The sequence below is a fragment of the Geobacillus sp. 47C-IIb genome (assembly GCF_014679705.1).
Taxonomy (GTDB): domain Bacteria; phylum Bacillota; class Bacilli; order Bacillales; family Anoxybacillaceae; genus Geobacillus; species Geobacillus thermodenitrificans.
This window is the reverse complement of the sequence record NZ_CP061473.1, coordinates 1,223,957-1,241,478: the sequence shown is the minus strand read 5'-3', so window position 1 is coordinate 1,241,478 and position 17,522 is coordinate 1,223,957. Positions and strand designations below refer to the sequence as shown.

At 53.2% G+C, this 17,522-nt stretch carries 13 protein-coding genes; 10 read left to right on the top strand and 3 right to left on the bottom strand.

Annotated elements, in window-relative coordinates; translation table 11 throughout:
* Window positions 1-105: 105 nt before the first annotated feature.
* Genes glgB through IC804_RS06210 form a run of 5 tightly spaced genes read left to right on the top strand, consistent with a single transcriptional unit; the run spans window position 106 to window position 8,061 of the window.
* Window positions 106-2,106 (top strand): 1,4-alpha-glucan branching enzyme, encoded by a 2,001-nt coding sequence (gene glgB, locus IC804_RS06230; protein ID WP_081157193.1) that lies wholly within the window; start codon window positions 106-108, stop codon window positions 2,104-2,106.
* Window positions 2,027-3,190 (top strand): glucose-1-phosphate adenylyltransferase, encoded by a 1,164-nt coding sequence (locus IC804_RS06225; protein WP_081157194.1) that lies wholly within the window; start codon window positions 2,027-2,029, stop codon window positions 3,188-3,190. The genes glgB and IC804_RS06225 overlap by 80 nt, the downstream gene beginning before the upstream one ends.
* Complete coding sequence (locus tag IC804_RS06220; RefSeq protein WP_008880982.1) at window positions 3,190-4,221, top strand: GlgC family sugar phosphate nucleotidyltransferase; 1,032 nt, start codon at window positions 3,190-3,192, stop codon at window positions 4,219-4,221. Before IC804_RS06225 ends, IC804_RS06220 begins: the two co-directional genes overlap by 1 nt.
* On the top strand, window positions 4,218-5,675 hold the full coding sequence (glgA, locus tag IC804_RS06215) for a glycogen synthase GlgA (RefSeq protein ID WP_029760549.1): 1,458 nt from the start codon (window positions 4,218-4,220) through the stop codon (window positions 5,673-5,675). Before IC804_RS06220 ends, glgA begins: the two co-directional genes overlap by 4 nt.
* Complete coding sequence (locus IC804_RS06210; protein WP_081157195.1) at window positions 5,662-8,061, top strand: glycogen/starch/alpha-glucan phosphorylase; 2,400 nt, start codon at window positions 5,662-5,664, stop codon at window positions 8,059-8,061. Before glgA ends, IC804_RS06210 begins: the two co-directional genes overlap by 14 nt.
* Window positions 8,062-8,195: 134 nt before the next feature.
* Here IC804_RS06210 and IC804_RS06205 read toward each other — a convergent pair whose 3' ends face one another.
* The 3 genes from IC804_RS06205 to IC804_RS06195 form a co-directional block, all read right to left on the bottom strand.
* Entirely contained in the window at window positions 8,196-8,990 is a 795-nt protein-coding gene (locus tag IC804_RS06205; RefSeq protein WP_029760550.1) for a TIGR00266 family protein, read from the bottom strand.
* Between the two features lie 145 nt (window positions 8,991-9,135).
* A complete protein-coding gene (locus tag IC804_RS06200; protein ID WP_008880978.1) occupies window positions 9,136-9,900 on the bottom strand; it encodes a yteA family sporulation protein in 765 nt (254 codons plus the stop codon).
* A gap of 85 nt (window positions 9,901-9,985) precedes the next feature.
* The gene (locus tag IC804_RS06195) at window positions 9,986-10,915 is read right to left on the bottom strand and encodes a 1,4-dihydroxy-2-naphthoate polyprenyltransferase (protein WP_081157196.1); all 930 of its coding nucleotides are present in this window, start codon (window positions 10,913-10,915) and stop codon (window positions 9,986-9,988) included.
* Between the two features lie 170 nt (window positions 10,916-11,085).
* Here IC804_RS06195 and IC804_RS06190 point away from each other — a divergent pair, with 170 nt between their 5' ends.
* From IC804_RS06190 to IC804_RS06170, 5 genes are all read left to right on the top strand, one after another.
* Entirely contained in the window at window positions 11,086-12,462 is a 1,377-nt protein-coding gene (locus tag IC804_RS06190; protein WP_029760552.1) for an isochorismate synthase, read from the top strand.
* Window positions 12,455-14,215: a 2-succinyl-5-enolpyruvyl-6-hydroxy-3-cyclohexene-1-carboxylic-acid synthase gene (menD, locus tag IC804_RS06185; RefSeq protein WP_081157197.1), complete on the top strand. Its 1,761-nt coding sequence runs from the start codon at window positions 12,455-12,457 to the stop codon at window positions 14,213-14,215. Before IC804_RS06190 ends, menD begins: the two co-directional genes overlap by 8 nt.
* Window positions 14,206-15,006 (top strand): 2-succinyl-6-hydroxy-2,4-cyclohexadiene-1-carboxylate synthase, encoded by an 801-nt coding sequence (gene menH / locus IC804_RS06180; protein ID WP_008880974.1) that lies wholly within the window; start codon window positions 14,206-14,208, stop codon window positions 15,004-15,006. The genes menD and menH overlap by 10 nt, the downstream gene beginning before the upstream one ends.
* Before the next feature lie 5 nt (window positions 15,007-15,011).
* Window positions 15,012-15,830, top strand: a complete 819-nt coding sequence (menB, locus tag IC804_RS06175) for a 1,4-dihydroxy-2-naphthoyl-CoA synthase (RefSeq protein ID WP_008880973.1) — start codon at window positions 15,012-15,014, stop codon at window positions 15,828-15,830.
* A 195-nt stretch (window positions 15,831-16,025) separates the two neighbouring features.
* Window positions 16,026-17,507, top strand: a complete 1,482-nt coding sequence (locus IC804_RS06170; protein ID WP_008880972.1) for an o-succinylbenzoate--CoA ligase — start codon at window positions 16,026-16,028, stop codon at window positions 17,505-17,507.
* Window positions 17,508-17,522 lie beyond the last annotated feature (15 nt).

The following is a 17,522-nucleotide window of genomic DNA, read 5'->3' as shown; positions in this document are numbered from 1 at the left end:
GTGCAAAAAATTTATCGACAAATCCCACAATTTTTGATGGATTTTGTCAAAAAATATAGATAATTTTTTCGAGGAATGCAGCGGTGAAGTGGCGAATAAGGAATAATGTGTGGCCATCATCTTGCTTTGGAAAGGATGCGATACGGTTTGATTGCGGCGAATCCGACGGATTTGGAAGTGTATTTGTTTCATGAAGGCAGCTTGTATAAAAGTTACGAGCTGTTTGGCGCCCATGTGATTAATGAGGGCGGGAAGGTCGGCACCCGTTTTTGTGTTTGGGCGCCGCACGCGCGCGAGGTGCGTCTTGTCGGCAGTTTCAACGATTGGGACGGGACGGATTTTCGCCTTGAGAAAGTGAATGATGAAGGGGTATGGACGATTGTTGTCGCCGAAAACTTGGAAGGGCATTTATATAAGTATGAGATTGTTACGCCGGACGGACAGGTGCTGTTCAAAGCCGACCCGTACGCTTTTTACTCCGAATTGCGTCCTCATACCGCCTCGATTGTCTACGATCTGAAAGGATACCAGTGGAACGATCAATCTTGGAAGCGGAAGAAGCGACGAAAACGGATTTATGATCAGCCCATGGTGATTTATGAACTCCATTTCGGTTCGTGGAAGAAAAAAGATGGGCGTTTTTATACGTACCGTGAGATGGCCGATGAACTGATCCCGTATGTGCTCGATCATGGGTTTACGCACATTGAGCTGCTTCCTCTTGTCGAGCATCCGCTCGACCGCTCGTGGGGCTATCAAGGAACAGGGTATTATGCGGTAACGAGTCGCTATGGTACGCCACACGACTTCATGTACTTCGTCGACCGTTGCCATCAGGCGGGAATCGGGGTCATTATGGACTGGGTGCCGGGGCATTTTTGCAAGGACGCCCATGGGTTATATATGTTTGATGGCGCCCCGACGTATGAATACGCGAATGAAAAAGACCGAGAAAATTACGTTTGGGGGACGGCCAATTTTGATTTAGGCAAGCCGGAAGTGCGCAGTTTTCTCATCTCGAACGCGTTGTTTTGGCTCGAGTATTACCATATCGACGGGTTCCGGGTCGATGCGGTTGCCAATATGCTTTATTGGCCGAACAATGACAGGCTGTACGAGAACCCGTATGCGGTCGAGTTTTTGCGCAAGTTAAACGAAGCGGTGTTTGCCTATGATCCGAATGCGCTGATGATTGCGGAAGATTCGACTGACTGGCCGAAGGTGACCGCGCCGACGTATGAAGGCGGACTCGGCTTTAATTATAAATGGAACATGGGCTGGATGAACGACATGCTGAAGTACATGGAAACACCGCCGTATGAGCGGAGGCATGTGCATAACCAAGTAACGTTCTCCCTCCTTTATGCGTATTCGGAAAATTTCATTTTGCCGTTTTCCCACGATGAAGTCGTGCATGGCAAAAAATCGCTGCTCAATAAAATGCCAGGGTCGTATGAAGAGAAGTTCGCCCAGCTGCGCCTCTTGTACGGCTACATGATGGCTCATCCGGGGAAAAAGCTGTTGTTTATGGGCAATGAATTTGCTCAGTTTGATGAATGGAAGTTTGAGGATGAACTCGATTGGGTGCTGTTTGATTTTGAGCTGCACCGGAAGATGAACGATTACATGAAAGAGTTAATCGCCTGCTATAAACGGTATAAGCCGTTTTACGAATTGGATCATGACCCGCAAGGATTTGAATGGATTGACGTTCACAACGCTGAACAAAGCATTTTCTCATTCATCCGCCGCGGGAAAAAAGAAGATGATGTGCTTGTTATTGTTTGCAATTTCACAAATCAGGCGTATGACGACTACAAAGTTGGAGTGCCGTTGCTCGTACCGTATCGGGAAGTGCTGAATAGCGATGCGGTCACGTTTGGTGGATCGGGGCATGTCAATGGGAAACGGCTTTCCGCCTTCAATGAGCCGTTTCATGGTAAACCATACCACGTGCGCATGACGATTCCGCCATTTGGCATTTCCATTTTACGGCCAGTGCAAAAACGAGGGGAGAGAAAGCGAAATGAAAAAGAAATGCATCGCCATGTTATTGGCCGGCGGGCAAGGAAGTCGGCTTCGCTCGCTGACGACAAACATCGCTAAACCGGCCGTGCCATTCGGCGGGAAGTACCGGATCATTGATTTTACATTAAGCAATTGCACGAATTCCGGCATTGATACGGTCGGAGTGCTGACTCAATATCAGCCACTCCTCCTTCACTCGTACATCGGCATTGGAAGCGCGTGGGATTTGGACCGGCGAAATGGTGGTGTCACCGTTCTTCCGCCGTATTCCGTCTCTTCCGGTGTGAAATGGTATGAAGGCACCGCAAACGCGGTTTATCAAAATATCAATTACATCGAACAATATAATCCGGATTACGTGCTCGTATTGTCTGGCGACCATATTTACAAGATGGATTATCAGCACATGCTCGACTATCATATCGCCAAACAGGCGGATGTGACGATTTCGGTCATTGAGGTGCCATGGGAAGAAGCGAGCCGGTTTGGGATTATGAATACGAACGAAGAGATGGAAATTGTTGAGTTTGCCGAAAAACCGGCTGAACCGAAAAGCAATTTGGCATCGATGGGCATTTATATTTTCAACTGGCCGCTGTTGAAGCAATATTTGCAAATCGACAACGCGAATCCGCATTCTTCACACGATTTTGGCAAGGATGTCATCCCGATGTTGCTTCGGGAGAAAAAGCGGCTGTTTGCGTATCCGTTTGAAGGATACTGGAAAGATGTCGGTACGGTGAAAAGTTTATGGGAAGCGAACATGGACTTGCTTGATGAGAACAATGAGCTCGACTTGTTCGACCGTTCATGGCGCATTTATTCCGTCAATCCGAATCAGCCGCCGCAATATATTTCTCCGGAAGCGGAAGTGAGTGACTCACTCGTCAATGAAGGATGCGTCGTCGAAGGAACGGTGGAGCGTTCAGTACTGTTCCAAGGCGTTCGTATCGGTAAAGGGGCGGTCGTGAAAGAGTCGGTCATTATGCCCGGAGCGGCAGTCAGCGAAGGAGCGTATGTCGAACGGGCGATTGTTACTCCTGATTCGATCATCCCGCCGCATTCGTCGGTTTGCCCGGAAGATGCTGACGATGTCGTGTTGGTGACCGCCGAATGGCTTAAGCAATCGAATGAGGAAACAGCTAGGAAGGATGAAGCATAATGAACAACAAGATGTTAGGCGTCATTGACGCGACAACGTATATTGAGGCGTTGGAGCCGCTCATCGAGCAGCGTTCGATCGCCGCAGTACCATTTGCCGGGCGGTACCGGCTCATTGACTTCGTGCTCTCAAGCATGGTCAATTCCGGCATTGAAAGTGTCGCTATTTTTCCGAAATATCAGTATCGCTCTCTCATGGACCATTTAGGGTCAGGGAAGAACTGGGATTTAAACCGAAAACGGGACGGGCTGTTTTTCTTCCCGTCGCCGGATTTGCTGTTTTCTGGCGAGCGCCGGGTCGGAGCGTTTGCTCATTTTGAGCAGCATATTGACTATTTTTTGCGGAGCCGGCAAAAATATGCGGTCATTGCGAACGGCTATACGGTATGTAACATCGATTTTGACGCCGTCTTGAAGCGTCATATCGAAAATGGCTGCGATGTGACCGAAATCCGCCATCGAGGTCGGTCGCTGGAAATGTATTTGCTTGAAACGTCGCTGTTGCTTGACTTAATCGCCGACTACAAAAACCACGGTTACTATAGCATTGTCGATGTCATCCGCGATTACCATCGTTCGTTGTCGATTTGCGAGTATGAATATAGCGGGTATGCGGCGGTCATTGACTCGGTGGAACAGTATTTTCGCTCAAGCATGGAGCTGCTCGACCGAGACGTCTGGGAACAACTCTTTCTCCCGTCGCATCCGATTTATACGAAAGTCAAGGACGAGCCGCCGACGAAATATGGACGGGAGGGGAACGTGAAGCGTTCGATGATCGCCAACGGCTGCGTCATTGAGGGAACGGTGGAGAACAGCGTCTTGTTCCGCTCCGTCAAAATTGGCAAGGGAGCGGTTGTGCGCAATAGCATTATTATGCAAAAATGCCAAATCGGTGACGGTTGTGTCCTTGATGGCGTCATTATTGATAAAGATGCCAAGGTTGAACCAGGTGTCGTCCTCAAAGGAACGAAAGAACAACCGTTTATCGTCCGCAAAGGAACGGTGCAAGGGGAGGTTATCAGCCGATGAAGGTCCTATTTGCCGTTTCCGAATGTGCACCGTTTGCCAAATCAGGGGGATTGGCTGACGTCGCCGGCGCACTGCCGAAAGAGCTGCGCCGGCTCGGCATTGATGCCCGCGTGATGTTGCCGAAATATGAAACGATCGCCCCTGAATGGAAAAAGAAAATGAAAAAAGTCGCCGAGCTCATCGTGCCGGTTGGGTGGCGGCGCCAATATTGCGGCGTGGAGGAGCTTCGGCATGACGGAGTCATCTATTACTTTATCGACAACGAATATTATTTTAAGCGGCCGCAGCTGTACGGCCATTATGATGATGGCGAGCGGTTCGCCTATTTTTGTCGGGCGGTGCTCGAAGTGTTGCCGGAAATTCAGTTCCAGCCCGATGTAATTCACTGCCATGACTGGCATACAGGCATGGTGCCGTTTTTGCTTCGGGAACAATACCGGCATGAGCTGTTTTATGTCGACATGCGCACCGTCTTTACGATTCATAACTTGCAGTTTCAAGGGCTGTTTCCGCGCGGCATTTTAGAAGACTTATTGAATTTGGATGGTCGCTATTTCACTGTGGATCATCTTGAGTTTTATGGCTGCGTCAGCTTTATGAAAGGGGCGCTCGTTGCTTCCGATTTGATTACAACAGTGAGCCCGACGTATAAAGAGGAGATTCAAACCGCCTATTACGGCGAGCGGTTAGACGGTTTGCTGCGGGCGCGGCGGGATGATCTGCTCGGCATTTTAAACGGCATTGACGATGAGTTTTACAATCCAGAAGCGGATCCGTTTTTGACGGCGACGTATAGCGTACATACGCGGGAAAGAAAACAACTCAACAAGCGTGCCTTGCAGCGGCAGTTCGGCTTGCCGGAGCGGGACGATGTACCGCTTATCGCGATGGTCACGAGAATGACGGCGCAAAAAGGGCTTGATTTAGTAACATGCGTCTTTCATGAGATGATGAGTGAAGATATGCAGCTTGTCGTACTCGGCACGGGCGACTGGCGGTTTGAACAATTTTTCTCGCAAATGGCTGCGGCGTATCCGGGCAAAGTCGGCGTGTACATCGGCTTCCATGAACCGCTCGCCCACCAAATTTACGCCGGTGCCGATTTGTTTTTAATGCCGTCGTTATTTGAACCGTGCGGGCTGAGCCAAATGATCGCGCTCCGGTATGGAACGATCCCGATCGTCCGGGAAACTGGGGGATTAAACGATACGGTGCAATCATACAATGAGATAACAAAAGAAGGAAATGGGTTCAGCTTTACCAATTTTAACGCTCATGACATGCTGTATACGATTCGCCGGGCGCTGTCATTTTACCGCCAACCATCCGTTTGGGAGCAGTTGACGGAACGGGCGATGCGCGGTGATTACAGTTGGCGTCGGTCGGCAAACCAATATAAACAAGCCTATGAACAGCTGATCAAAAAGGAGGAGCACACGCTTGTTCACGGATAAAGAAACGTTTAAACAGGCGTTTTTGATACGGCTTGAAACGTTGTGCGGCAAACAGTTCGAGGAGTCGACGACGCGCGACCATTATTATGTGCTTGGTCATATGGTACGTGAACATATTAGCCGCCATTGGATCGCCACGAATGAGCGCAATCGGGCGCAAAAGCGGAAGCAAGTGTATTATTTGTCGATCGAGTTTTTATTGGGCCGGTTGCTCGGCAGCAACTTATTAAACCTTGGTGTCCGTCAGGTCGTTGAAGAGGGGCTTCGCGATCTCGGCATTCGTCTTGAAGATGTCGAGGAGAGCGAGGCGGATGCCGGGCTTGGCAACGGCGGACTCGGGCGGCTCGCCGCCTGTTTTCTCGATTCGCTGGCGACGTTGAATTTGCCGGGCCATGGCCATGGCATCCGCTATAAACACGGGCTGTTTGACCAAAAGATCGTCGATGGCTATCAAGTCGAGCTGCCTGAGCAATGGCTGCGCCACGGAAACGTTTGGGAAATACGAAAAGAGGAGCTGGCTGTCGAGGTCAATTTTTGGGGGAAAGTTGAGGTGTCCGAACAAAACGGGCGCCTCGTCTTCCGCCATATCGACAGCGAAAAAGTGATGGCGGTGCCATACGACATGCCCGTGATCGGCTACGGGACGAACACGGTCAATACGCTGCGGCTTTGGAACGCGGAGCCGGCGAAAACGTTCCCGCTTCATAAGGATGTCATGCAATACAAGCGGGAGACAGAAGCCATTTCCGAATTTTTATACCCGGATGATGCGCATGACGAAGGGAAAATTTTACGCTTGAAGCAGCAATATTTTCTCGTGGCCGCCAGCCTTGGCAGCATCGTGCGCGCCCATCGCCTTCAGCACGGGAACCTACACCAGCTTCATGAATATGTCGCCATTCATGTAAACGACACTCATCCGGTGTTGGCGATTCCGGAACTAATGCGCATTTTGCTCGATGAGGAAGGCATGAGTTGGGAAGAAGCGTGGCACATTACGACCCATACGATCGCTTACACAAACCATACGACGTTATCCGAAGCGCTTGAGAAATGGCCGATTCATTTATTTCAGCCGCTCTTGCCGCGCATTTATATGATCGTCGAGGAAATTAACGAACGATTTTGCCGTGAGCTATGGGAACGCTACCCCGGCGATTGGGGGCGGATTGAACAAATGGCTATTATCGCCCATGGCGTGGTGAAAATGGCGCATTTGGCCATCGCCGGCAGCCATAGCGTCAACGGAGTGGCGAAGCTGCATACAGAAATTTTGAAACAGCGGGAAATGCGCTTGTTTTACGAATGGGCGCCGCACAAGTTTAACAATAAAACGAACGGGGTGACGCATCGACGTTGGCTGTTAAAAGCGAACCCCGAGCTGTCGGCGTTGATTACCGACACGATCGGTTCGCGCTGGATTCACGAGCCGGAAACACTGATCGAGCTGAAACCGCATGCCTCCGATCCGGCGTTCCAGCAGGCGCTTTCGGCCGTTAAGCAGCAGCACAAAGGCAAGCTCGCTGCCCGCATTTATGAAAAGACCGGGATCCGTGTTGATGAGTCGTCCATCTTTGATGTGCAAGTGAAGCGGCTGCACGCCTACAAACGACAGCTGTTGAATGTACTGCACATTATGTATCTATACAATTGTCTAAAAGAAGACCCGCACTTCTCGATTTACCCACGCACGTTCATCTTCGGAGCGAAAGCGTCGCCTGGCTACTATTACGCCAAGCGAATCATTAAGCTGATTCATTCGGTTGCCGATAAGGTGAACAATGACAAACAGACGAACGAGCAGCTCAAAGTCATCTTTTTAGAAAACTATCGCGTGTCGCTTGCGGAGGAAATTTTCCCGGCTGCTGATGTGAGCGAACAAATTTCAACCGCGAGCAAAGAGGCGTCCGGGACGGGCAACATGAAATTTATGATGAACGGGGCGCTCACGCTCGGCACGCTCGATGGAGCGAACGTCGAAATCGCCGAAGCGGTCGGAAAAGAAAATATGTTTTTGTTCGGGCTGACCGCCGAAGAAGTGCTGAACTACTACGAACACGGCGGTTACCGGGCGCATGAATATTACCACCACGACAAACGGATTAAACAAGTGGTCGATCAACTTGTGAACGGCTTTTTCCCTGATGTTGCTGATTACTTTGAGCCGATTTACGACTCCTTGCTGACGCAAAACGACGAATATTTCGTTCTGCGCGACTTTGCCGCTTATACCGAAGCGCATGAGCGGGTGGAGGCCGCTTACCGCGACCCGGCACGCTGGTGGTATATGAGCGCGGTCAACATCGCGCACTCCGGCTACTTTGCAAGCGACCGGACGATCGCCGAGTACGCCGTCGATATTTGGGGCATTTCACCATCGATGTGAGGCAAAAGCAAAATCAAGGGCGGTTGCGCACCAGTCAAGAGGTTTGGTGAATCACGGTTGCTGACCTTGATTGGGCGGCAACGGCATGAACAGAAAAGAGACGTTCTGAACCAAGCAGAACGTCCCTTTTCGTGTTAGTCGTCTCCATCAAACCAATCGCCAATGCCGCCTAAGATGCTGCCTTCGCCGACCGACCGCCCACCCGAGCTGGGAGCGGCGGCGATCACACGGTCAGCGAGCCGGCTGAATGGGAGCGATTGCACCCAGACGACTCCCGGTCCGGTCAATGTCGCAAAAAACAGTCCTTCGCCACCAAAAAAGGCCGTCTTAATGTTGCCGACATATTCAATGTCGTAATTGACTTCCTTTGTCATAGCGACAAGGCAGCCGGTATCGATGCGCAGCTTTTCTCCCGGTTGCAGCTCGCGGCGGTGAATCATTCCGCCGGCGTGCAAAAAGGCGAGACCGTCTCCTTCCAGCTTTTGCATAATGAATCCTTCACCGCCGAAAAAGCCGGTGCCGAGCTTGCGCTGAAATTCAATGCCAACAGAGACGCCTTTGGCCGCGCATAAAAATGAGTCTTTTTGACAGATCAGCTTCCCACCGAGTTCCTGCAAGTTGACCGGGATGATTTTTCCTGGATACGGAGCGGCGAAGGCGACGCGGCGCTTGCCGGTTCCTTGATTGGTGAACACCGTCATAAACAAACTTTCCCCGGTGAGCAGCCGTTTGCCGGCGCCAACGAGGCGACCGAGCAGCCCTTTTCCGCTCGAGGAACCGTCGCCGAATACCGTTTCCATGACGATGCCGTCCTCCATCATCATCATGCCGCCCGCTTCCGCAATGACGCTTTCGCGCGGGTCAAGCTCGATTTCGACAAACTGCATGTCATCGCCGTACAACTGGTAATCAATTTCGTGTGCGTTCATCATTTCTCCTCCATCATCTTCATCAACGTTCCATTATGTACTACGAAAAACACGCCTTTTCTGTTTCAAAAAAGACCATCACACGGATGGTCTTTTTCTTAGCATAGTGGCGTCCATCGTTCCGGCGGCCATCGCCCCTCTTCGTCTAGCGGCGATGCGTGTCTTTGGATGTATACGGGTCTTTTTCATAGGCCGGCAAATCGCCGATATTGGACATGATGCCTTCATCATCCAGTACGTTTTCGAGCCGTTCATGTTCTCGGGTCGGGTACACGTTAACGTTTCTCCCGTACAAATCGACAGCGGCGAAATTTTCCAAGTCTTCGACATAGCCGACGTTCTCTTCCGACTCGGCGTACACTTCGCTGTAATGATCGACGTTTTTGCCAAGGTCGGACGGGGTGTCGGACGTACCGTAACGGGCGACCTCCTGCCATGCGTCCTCAGCATCGTAAGCGACCGACTCATCGCGGTCATCAAAATCAAATTTGCCAAACGGCGGCATAAGCACCCCTTCCTCGAGCGGCCGTTTTTGTGAGACGGTCTGGTCGGGGCTATGTTGCCGGCAATAAAGAGTTGTCGGCAGCGCCTCAAGCCGTTCGTACGGAATCGGCTGCCCGCAGACGCGGCACGTCCCGTATGTGCCGTCATCGATAGCCTCGAGTGCCTGTTCAATCTCACGAAGTTCGCGCTCAGTATGTTCGTCTAAAGCGAGGTCTTTTTCCCGTTCATACAGTTCGGTCGCCTCGTCAGCCGGATGATTGTCGTAGCTCGCCAGCTCGCCGACGGCATCGTGGGCATGGCTGCGCACGATGCCGAAATGGTCGTTTTGCTTCAGCCGGTCTTCAATGTCCCGCTTCATCTCAAGCAGCGTTGAGCGGAAGGCGGCAAGTTGTTCGCTCGTCAACATCGGTTGCAACCCCTTCCTTCACAATAGCGTCTATATGGTGTAGTATGGGCGAAAATCAAAAAAAAACACGGTCATTCTGACCGTGTCACAGCCAATGGTTGACGAGCAAGCCGATAGCGAGCAAAAAGCCAAACTGCGTATTCGTTTGGGCGGTCGCTTTCATTGCCGGCATCATCTCGATCGGTTTCGTTTTACCGATAAAGCCGCGCGCCGCTGCCACCGCTTTTGGCACACTCAATAAAGCAAGCAATGTCCAAAACGGTACGACGCTGAACAGAACAAGCGCCACAACCCAAAGAAACGCGGCGGCGAACATCATCGCAAGCACGCGGATTGCCCAATCGCGCCCGACTAAAATGGCAAGCGTTTTTCTCCCTTTTTCGCGGTCGCCGTCTAGGTCGCGGATGTTGTTGGCGAGCAAGATGGCCCCGACTAAAATGGCGACAGGAACGGCCACCAATATAGCCTTCGCACTGACATCACCGGTTTGGATAAAAAATGAAATTAAAATGATGACAAATCCCATAAAAAACCCGGCCGCCAGTTCGCCAAACGGTGTATAGGCAATCGGAACAGGTCCACCGGTATAAAAGTAGCCCGCCGCCATACAAATGGTTCCGATGACCGCAAGCCACCAGCTGCTTTGCGCGCAAATGTAAACGCCAATGAGCATGGCCGCTCCACAGCAGGCGAACGCCAGTGTTAACACGGTTTTCGGTTCGAGGCCATCGCGGACGATGGCGCCACCGATGCCAACAGATTCCGGCGAATCGAGCCCGCGCTTATAATCGTAATATTCGTTAAACATGTTGGTTGCGGCTTGAATGAGCAGTGAAGCGACCAGCATAGCAGCAAAGAGCGAAAAGCGAACCCCCGTCTCGCCAAGCGCCAGCACCGTGCCGACACATACCGGTACGAACGCCGCTGTCAGCGTATGCGGCCGCGTCAGCCGCCAAAAGACGCGCCAGTCGCGGCGGGCAGGCGGTTGGTGATCAATATGTGTTGATGGTTGCATACTGATTTCCCCTTAATGTTTCGTGAAAATATCGTTTCATTTACGTTCAAAATAAGTGTAGGAAAACGTTTCAGGTGTGTCAACCCTTTCCGATAGATAAATGATTTCCTATTATATATAATGAAAGTAGGGGATGGAGAAGGAATCTAACGAAAGAAAGCGTGAGGGTCGTGGCAATTGTATCTCAACATAAAATCCAACAACAACTGCACGAGTTGGCGGCAAATGCCGCACGGCCGTTTGTGAGCTGGACGGAACCGTTGGAAGACATCGATCCGGTTTCTTTTTTTATGCAAGGGCCATCCTGCGGGTTTCGCGAGCGATTTTTTTGGTCTGACCGAAGTGGCAGCACCATCTTTGTCGGCCTTGGCTCGGCTTATACGATCGAAACAGAGGAAACAGACGGACGGTTTCATTATGTCGAACAGCAGCGCCAACGATGGGTTGAACAAATCGAGCGGCACGGTGAAGCGGATATGCCGCCGCTATTGTTTGGCGGGTTTGCTTTTGACCCGCATCAACCGCGCACATCCGTATGGCGCGGTTTTCCGGCCGGAAAACTCATCGCGCCGACGGTGCTTCTCTCGGTTAAAAACGGACGGACGCTGCTGACGGTCACGCTACCAACTGACGGCGTAGAGCGGGATATGGAGCGAATCGGGCGGCTGTTTAGACGGATCGAGGAGCCGCAGCCGGTTTCGGCAACGCTTCCAGCGCTCGTCTCAGATGAAGAGGAGGAAAAAGAGCGGTGGCTCGCGGCGGTCCGTCAAGCGATTGCTTCCATTCGTGTCGGAAGGTTGGATAAAGTCGTGCTCGCTCGTTCGCGGCGGTTGGCGTTCACCGGGACGATTGACGCCGCCGCTGTGCTGGCGCGGCTTCGTGAACAGCAGCCGTTTGCTTACCTTTTTGCGTTTGAACAAGATGGCCGCTGTTTTATTGGCGCCTCGCCTGAGCAGCTCGTTCAAAAAGACGGAGAGATGTGCCAATCGGTGTGCTTGGCGGGATCCGTGCGCCGCGGAAGCAGCCCTGGAGAAGATGAACAGCTTGGCGCCTGGCTGCAGGCTGATTCGAAAAACCGTGAGGAACATCAATTCGTTGTGCACATGATCCGCCGCGTGTTTTCTTCCGTTTGCGAGACGGTGGAGATGCCGACAGCACCGCAGCTTCTGAAGCTGCCGCATATCCAACATTTGTGCACGCCAGTTGTCGGCCGCGGCTGCCAGGAGCCATCCGTGTTGCGCCTTGTAGAAATGATGCACCCAACGCCGGCGCTCGGCGGAACGCCACGCGAACGAGCGATGGAAGCGATCCGTTCTCTTGAACCGCTTGACCGCGGGTGGTACGCCGCTCCGATCGGCTGGGTGGATGCTGACGGCAACGGGGAATGGGCAGTTGCCATTCGCTCCGGCTTGCTTGACGTCGATAAAGCCATGCTGTTTGCCGGCTGCGGCATCGTCGCCCATTCAGATCCAACGAGCGAGTACGAAGAGACGAACGTCAAAATGGCTCCGATGTTATCGGCTTTAGGAGTGATGAGCAATGACTAATGCGTTGTCATGGTATGTGGCCGCTTTTGTTGACGGGCTTGTGCAAGCCGGGGTGACAGAAGCCGTCATCAGCCCTGGTTCGCGCTCGACGCCGCTCGCGATGGCGATGGCGGCGCATAGCGGTCTCCACTTTTCCATGCACATTGATGAACGATCGGCTGCGTTTTTTGCCCTCGGCATGGTGAAAGCGAAACAGCGGCCGGTCGCTTTAGTGTGCACGTCAGGGACCGCGGCGGCCAACTATTTGCCGGCCATTGTTGAGGCGTACTATTCGCGCGTGCCGCTTGTCGTGCTGACGGCTGACCGACCGCATGAACTGCGCGATGTCGGGGCCCCGCAAGCGATCGACCAACTGCATTTATACGGCCGCTATGCGAAATGGTTTGTCGATCTGGCGTTGCCGGAAGAAACGGATCCTATGCTGAGCTATGCGCGGACGATGGCGGCAAGGGCCGCCGCCATCGCAGCGGGGGCGCCGGCCGGACCAGTGCATGTCAACGTTCCGCTCCGCGAGCCGCTTGTCCCGACCATCGACGAGGCCGTTTGGGAGAAGGTGCGTACGGTTGCGGAAACGCCGCAAATCATGAGCGGCCGTGCGACGCTGCCAGCAGAGCACGTGGCGGCGCTCTATGAGCAGTTGGCGGCGGCGAAACGCGGGCTCATTGTTTGCGGAGCGCTTGATCAGCCCGGCTTCGCTGAAGCGGTCACAGAGCTGGCACGGACGCTTGACTTTCCGATTCTTGCTGACCCGCTTTCCCAACTGCGCGCTGGTGCGCATGACAAAACGTATGTCATCGATAGCTATGATGCCATTTTAAAAGACGAGGCGGTCGCTTCGAGGCTTGTGCCGGATGTCGTGCTCCGGTTCGGCGCCATGCCGGTATCCAAGCCGCTGTTTTTATGGTTGAAGCAACACCGTTCCATCCGCCAAATTGTCGTCGATGACGGCGGCTGGCGCGATCCGACGTTGGAAGCGGCGTGCTTCGTCCGCAGCGATGAAACGGTTCTTTGCCGCCAGCTGCTTGACATCGCTAGACCGAAGCAAAAGGAGAGCGCGTGGTCGACGACATGGCGGGAGATGAACGACATTGCCCGCACCGTGTTGCGGCAGCATTTGCCGGCAGACGAATGGTTTGAAGGAAAAGTGTTCACTGAGCTCGCTGAGTTGTTGCCGGCCGGAGCCACCCTTTTTGTCGGCAACAGCATGCCGATTCGCGACGCCGATACGTTTCTCTTTGCCACGGACAAGCCGCTTCGCGTTCTCGCCAACCGCGGTGCTAACGGCATTGACGGTGTCGTTTCAAGCGCGTTGGGCGCCAGCCTTGCCGCATCGCCCCTTGTGCTTGTCATTGGCGATTTGTCGTTTTACCATGATTTAAACGGTCTGCTGGCGGCCAAAATGCATGGACTGCAGGCGACGATTGTGTTGATGAACAATAACGGCGGCGGCATTTTTTCTTTTTTGCCGCAAGCGCGCCATGAAGGGCCGTTTGAAACGTTGTTTGGCACGCCGACCGATTTGACGTTTGCTCATGCGGTCGAGATGTATGGCGGCCGTTATGCAGTGCCGCACACATGGGGCGAGTTTCGCCACCATGTCGCCGAATCGCTCAACACAGGTGGGTTAAGTGTCATCGAAGTGCGCACGTCGCGCACAGAAAATGTCCAAATGCATCGATTTTTGTGGGAACGTGTTTCCCAGGAAATCGCCAAATTTCTCGAACAAAAAGGAACGGAAGAACCATGGAATTGAATGGAATCCGTTACCATGTAGAACAATATGGGGAAGGGGAGCCGTTATTGCTGTTGCACGGGTTTACCGGCAGTGCGGATACGTGGCGGCCACTCCTTCGTTCTTGGGGAGACTTCCGTCTCATTGCCGTCGATCTAATAGGGCACGGGCGGACGGAGGCGCCAAAGAGCGTTGAGCGGTATCAAATGAAACAGGCAGCGGCCGACTTGGCGGCACTTCTTGATGCACTTCGTATCGAAAAAGCAAACGTGCTTGGTTATTCGATGGGCGGGCGGCTTGCTTTAAGCTTTGCTATATGGTATCCGCACCGCCTCCGCCGTTTAGTGCTCGAAAGCAGCTCGCCCGGGTTGAAGACGGAAGCGGAGCGGCGCGCGCGGCAAGAAGCCGATGAGGCGCTCGCGCAAATGATTGAACGAAACGGCGTGCGTGCATTTGTCGATTATTGGGAACAGCTCCCGTTGTTTGCGACCCAAAAGAAACTCCCGAAGCCCGTGCAGGATGCCATTCGTCGTGAGCGGCTTCGCCATACGGAGCGAGGACTCGCCAACAGTTTGCGCGGAATGGGAACGGGCGTGCAGCCGTCATGGTGGGATCGGCTTGGGGAGGTCAAAGTGCCTGTGTTGCTTCTTTGCGGGGAGTACGATGAGAAATTTTGCCGCATCGCTGCCGACATGCATGAACGACTCCCAAACAGCGAACTCGTCTGTGTCCAAAAGGTCGGACATGCAATTCATGTGGAACAACCCGGCATTTTTGCTAAAATAGTAAGTGAATTGATTAAAAGGGGGTAGTATGAATGCCGTTTGAATGGGTAAAAGAACACGATTATGAAGATATTATTTACGAAACGTACAACGGCATCGCTAAAATTACGATCAATCGTCCGGAAGTACATAATGCGTTTCGTCCGAAAACAGTTAACGAGCTGATTGATGCATTCACGCGGGCGCGTGATGATTCGAACATCGGCGTCATTATTTTGACCGGCGCGGGCGGCAAAGCGTTTTGCTCCGGCGGCGACCAAAAAGTGCGCGGCCACGGGGGCTATGTCGGCGAGGACGAAATCCCACGCTTGAATGTGCTCGATTTGCAGCGGCTCATTCGCGTTATCCCGAAACCGGTCATCGCGATGGTTGCCGGGTATGCAATCGGCGGCGGTCATGTGCTTCATATCGTCTGCGACTTAACGATCGCAGCAGACAATGCCATCTTCGGTCAAACCGGGCCGAAAGTCGGCAGCTTTGATGGCGGTTACGGCGCCGGTTATTTGGCGCGCATCGTCGGCCATAAAAAAGCGCGCGAAATTTGGTATTTGTGCCGCCAGTACAACGCCCAAGAAGCGCTCGAGATGGGGCTCGTCAACAAAGTCGTGCCGCTTGAACAGCTCGAGGAAGAAACGGTCAAATGGGCGCAAGAAATTTTGGAGAAAAGTCCGACGGCGATTCGCTTCTTAAAAGCGGCGTTTAATGCCGATTCCGATGGCTTAGCCGGCATTCAGCAGCTCGCTGGCGATGCGACGCTTCTCTTCTATACGACGGAAGAAGCAAAAGAAGGAATGAGAGCGTTTAAGGAAAAACGGAAACCGGACTTCGGCCAGTTCCCTCGTTTTCCGTGATCATGTGCGCGCCTTGAGCCGACATTGTCACGGTTGGATGGGGGCCAATCTGCGCATGAATCATTTCCGTGAACATGCGCACGCTTGGCTCGATTGAGGGCAAAAGGTTGCCCACCGGTCTTTTCCGTGAGAACGAAAAAGCAGCTTGATGCGGCATCAAGCTGCTTTTTTGCGACCGAAGGGAGGAAAAACGAAATGACGACCATGCCGAACTGGCTGAAGCAGCGGGCGTTTTTGACTCCGGAGCGGACGGCCATCAGTGATGGGGAGCGGACGAAAACGTTCACCGAGCTGTATGAAGCCGCCGCAAGCTGGGCGCGCCGCCTCGCCGGAGCGGGAATCAAAGAAGGCGACATTGTCGCCTTGCTTATGAAAAATAGCATCGAGATGATTGAAATCGTCCATGCGTTGTTTTTCCTCGGCGCCCGCGCTTTGCTGCAAAACGTGCGCCTGACCCCTTATGAACTTGGTTGGCAGCTCGATGACAGCGGGGCGCGTTTTGTCATTGCGGATGATGGTTTCGCCGACCGCTTCGGCGGTGACGAGCGGGTCATTACCGTCAGCGCGCTCGCCGGGCTTGCAGAAGCGGACGTCCCACTCAAAGAAACGTACCATTTGGACGAGACAGCGACGATCATGTACACATCGGGGACAACCGGCACCCCGAAAGGCGTGCTGCAAACATACGGCAACCACTGGTGGAGCGCCGTCGGTTCCGTTCTCAATTTAGGTTTGCATGAGCGCGACTGCTGGCTGGCGGCGGTGCCGCTGTTTCATATTAGCGGGCTGTCGATCGCGATGCGCAGCGTCATTTACGGGATGCCGATGCAGTTGCAAACGTCGTTTGATGCCAAGGCGGCTAATGCCTTGATCATGGACGGCAAGGTCACTGTCATGTCGGTTGTGGCCGCGATGCTGCAGCGGATGGTGGTGGAATTAGGGGGAGAGCGCTACCCGGATACGTTCCGCTGTATGCTGTTAGGCGGCGGGCCGGCGCCGAAGCCGCTGCTTGAAGTGTGCAAAGAAAAAGGCATTCCAGTGTACCAAACGTACGGGATGACCGAAACGGCGTCGCAAATTGTTACGCTGGCCCCCGAATACAGCTTGACAAAGCTCGGTTCAGCGGGCAAGCCGCTTTTTCCCGCCGAGTTGCGCATCGTGCGCGATGGAAAGCCGGCGGCGCCGTATGAAGCTGGGGAAATCGTTGTGAAAGGGCCGAACGTAACGAAAGGGTATTTGCACCGGCCGGAGGCGACCGAACAGGCGATCCGCGACGGTTGGTTTTATACGGGAGATATCGGTTACGTCGATGAAGAGGGATTTTTGTACGTGCTCGACCGCCGCTCTGACCTCATCATCTCCGGTGGCGAAAATGTGTATCCGGCCGAAATTGAAGCCGTGCTCCTTGCTCATCCGGATGTCGAAGAAGCCGGGGTGACCGGCATGGAAGATGAAACGTGGGGACAAGTGCCGTATGCGTTTGTGAAATTGAAGCAAGGAGCGGCGGCCGATGAGGATGAACTGAAGCAATTTTGCCGCGGCCGATTAGCCAAATATAAAGTGCCAGCGCGCATTTATTTCGTTCATGCGCTGCCGCGCAATGCGGCACAAAAACTGCTGCGCCGCGAGCTGAAAACACTCATTCCAGAAGCAGAAAAGCGAGCGTCCCAGCTATAAGCGGGGCGCTCGCTT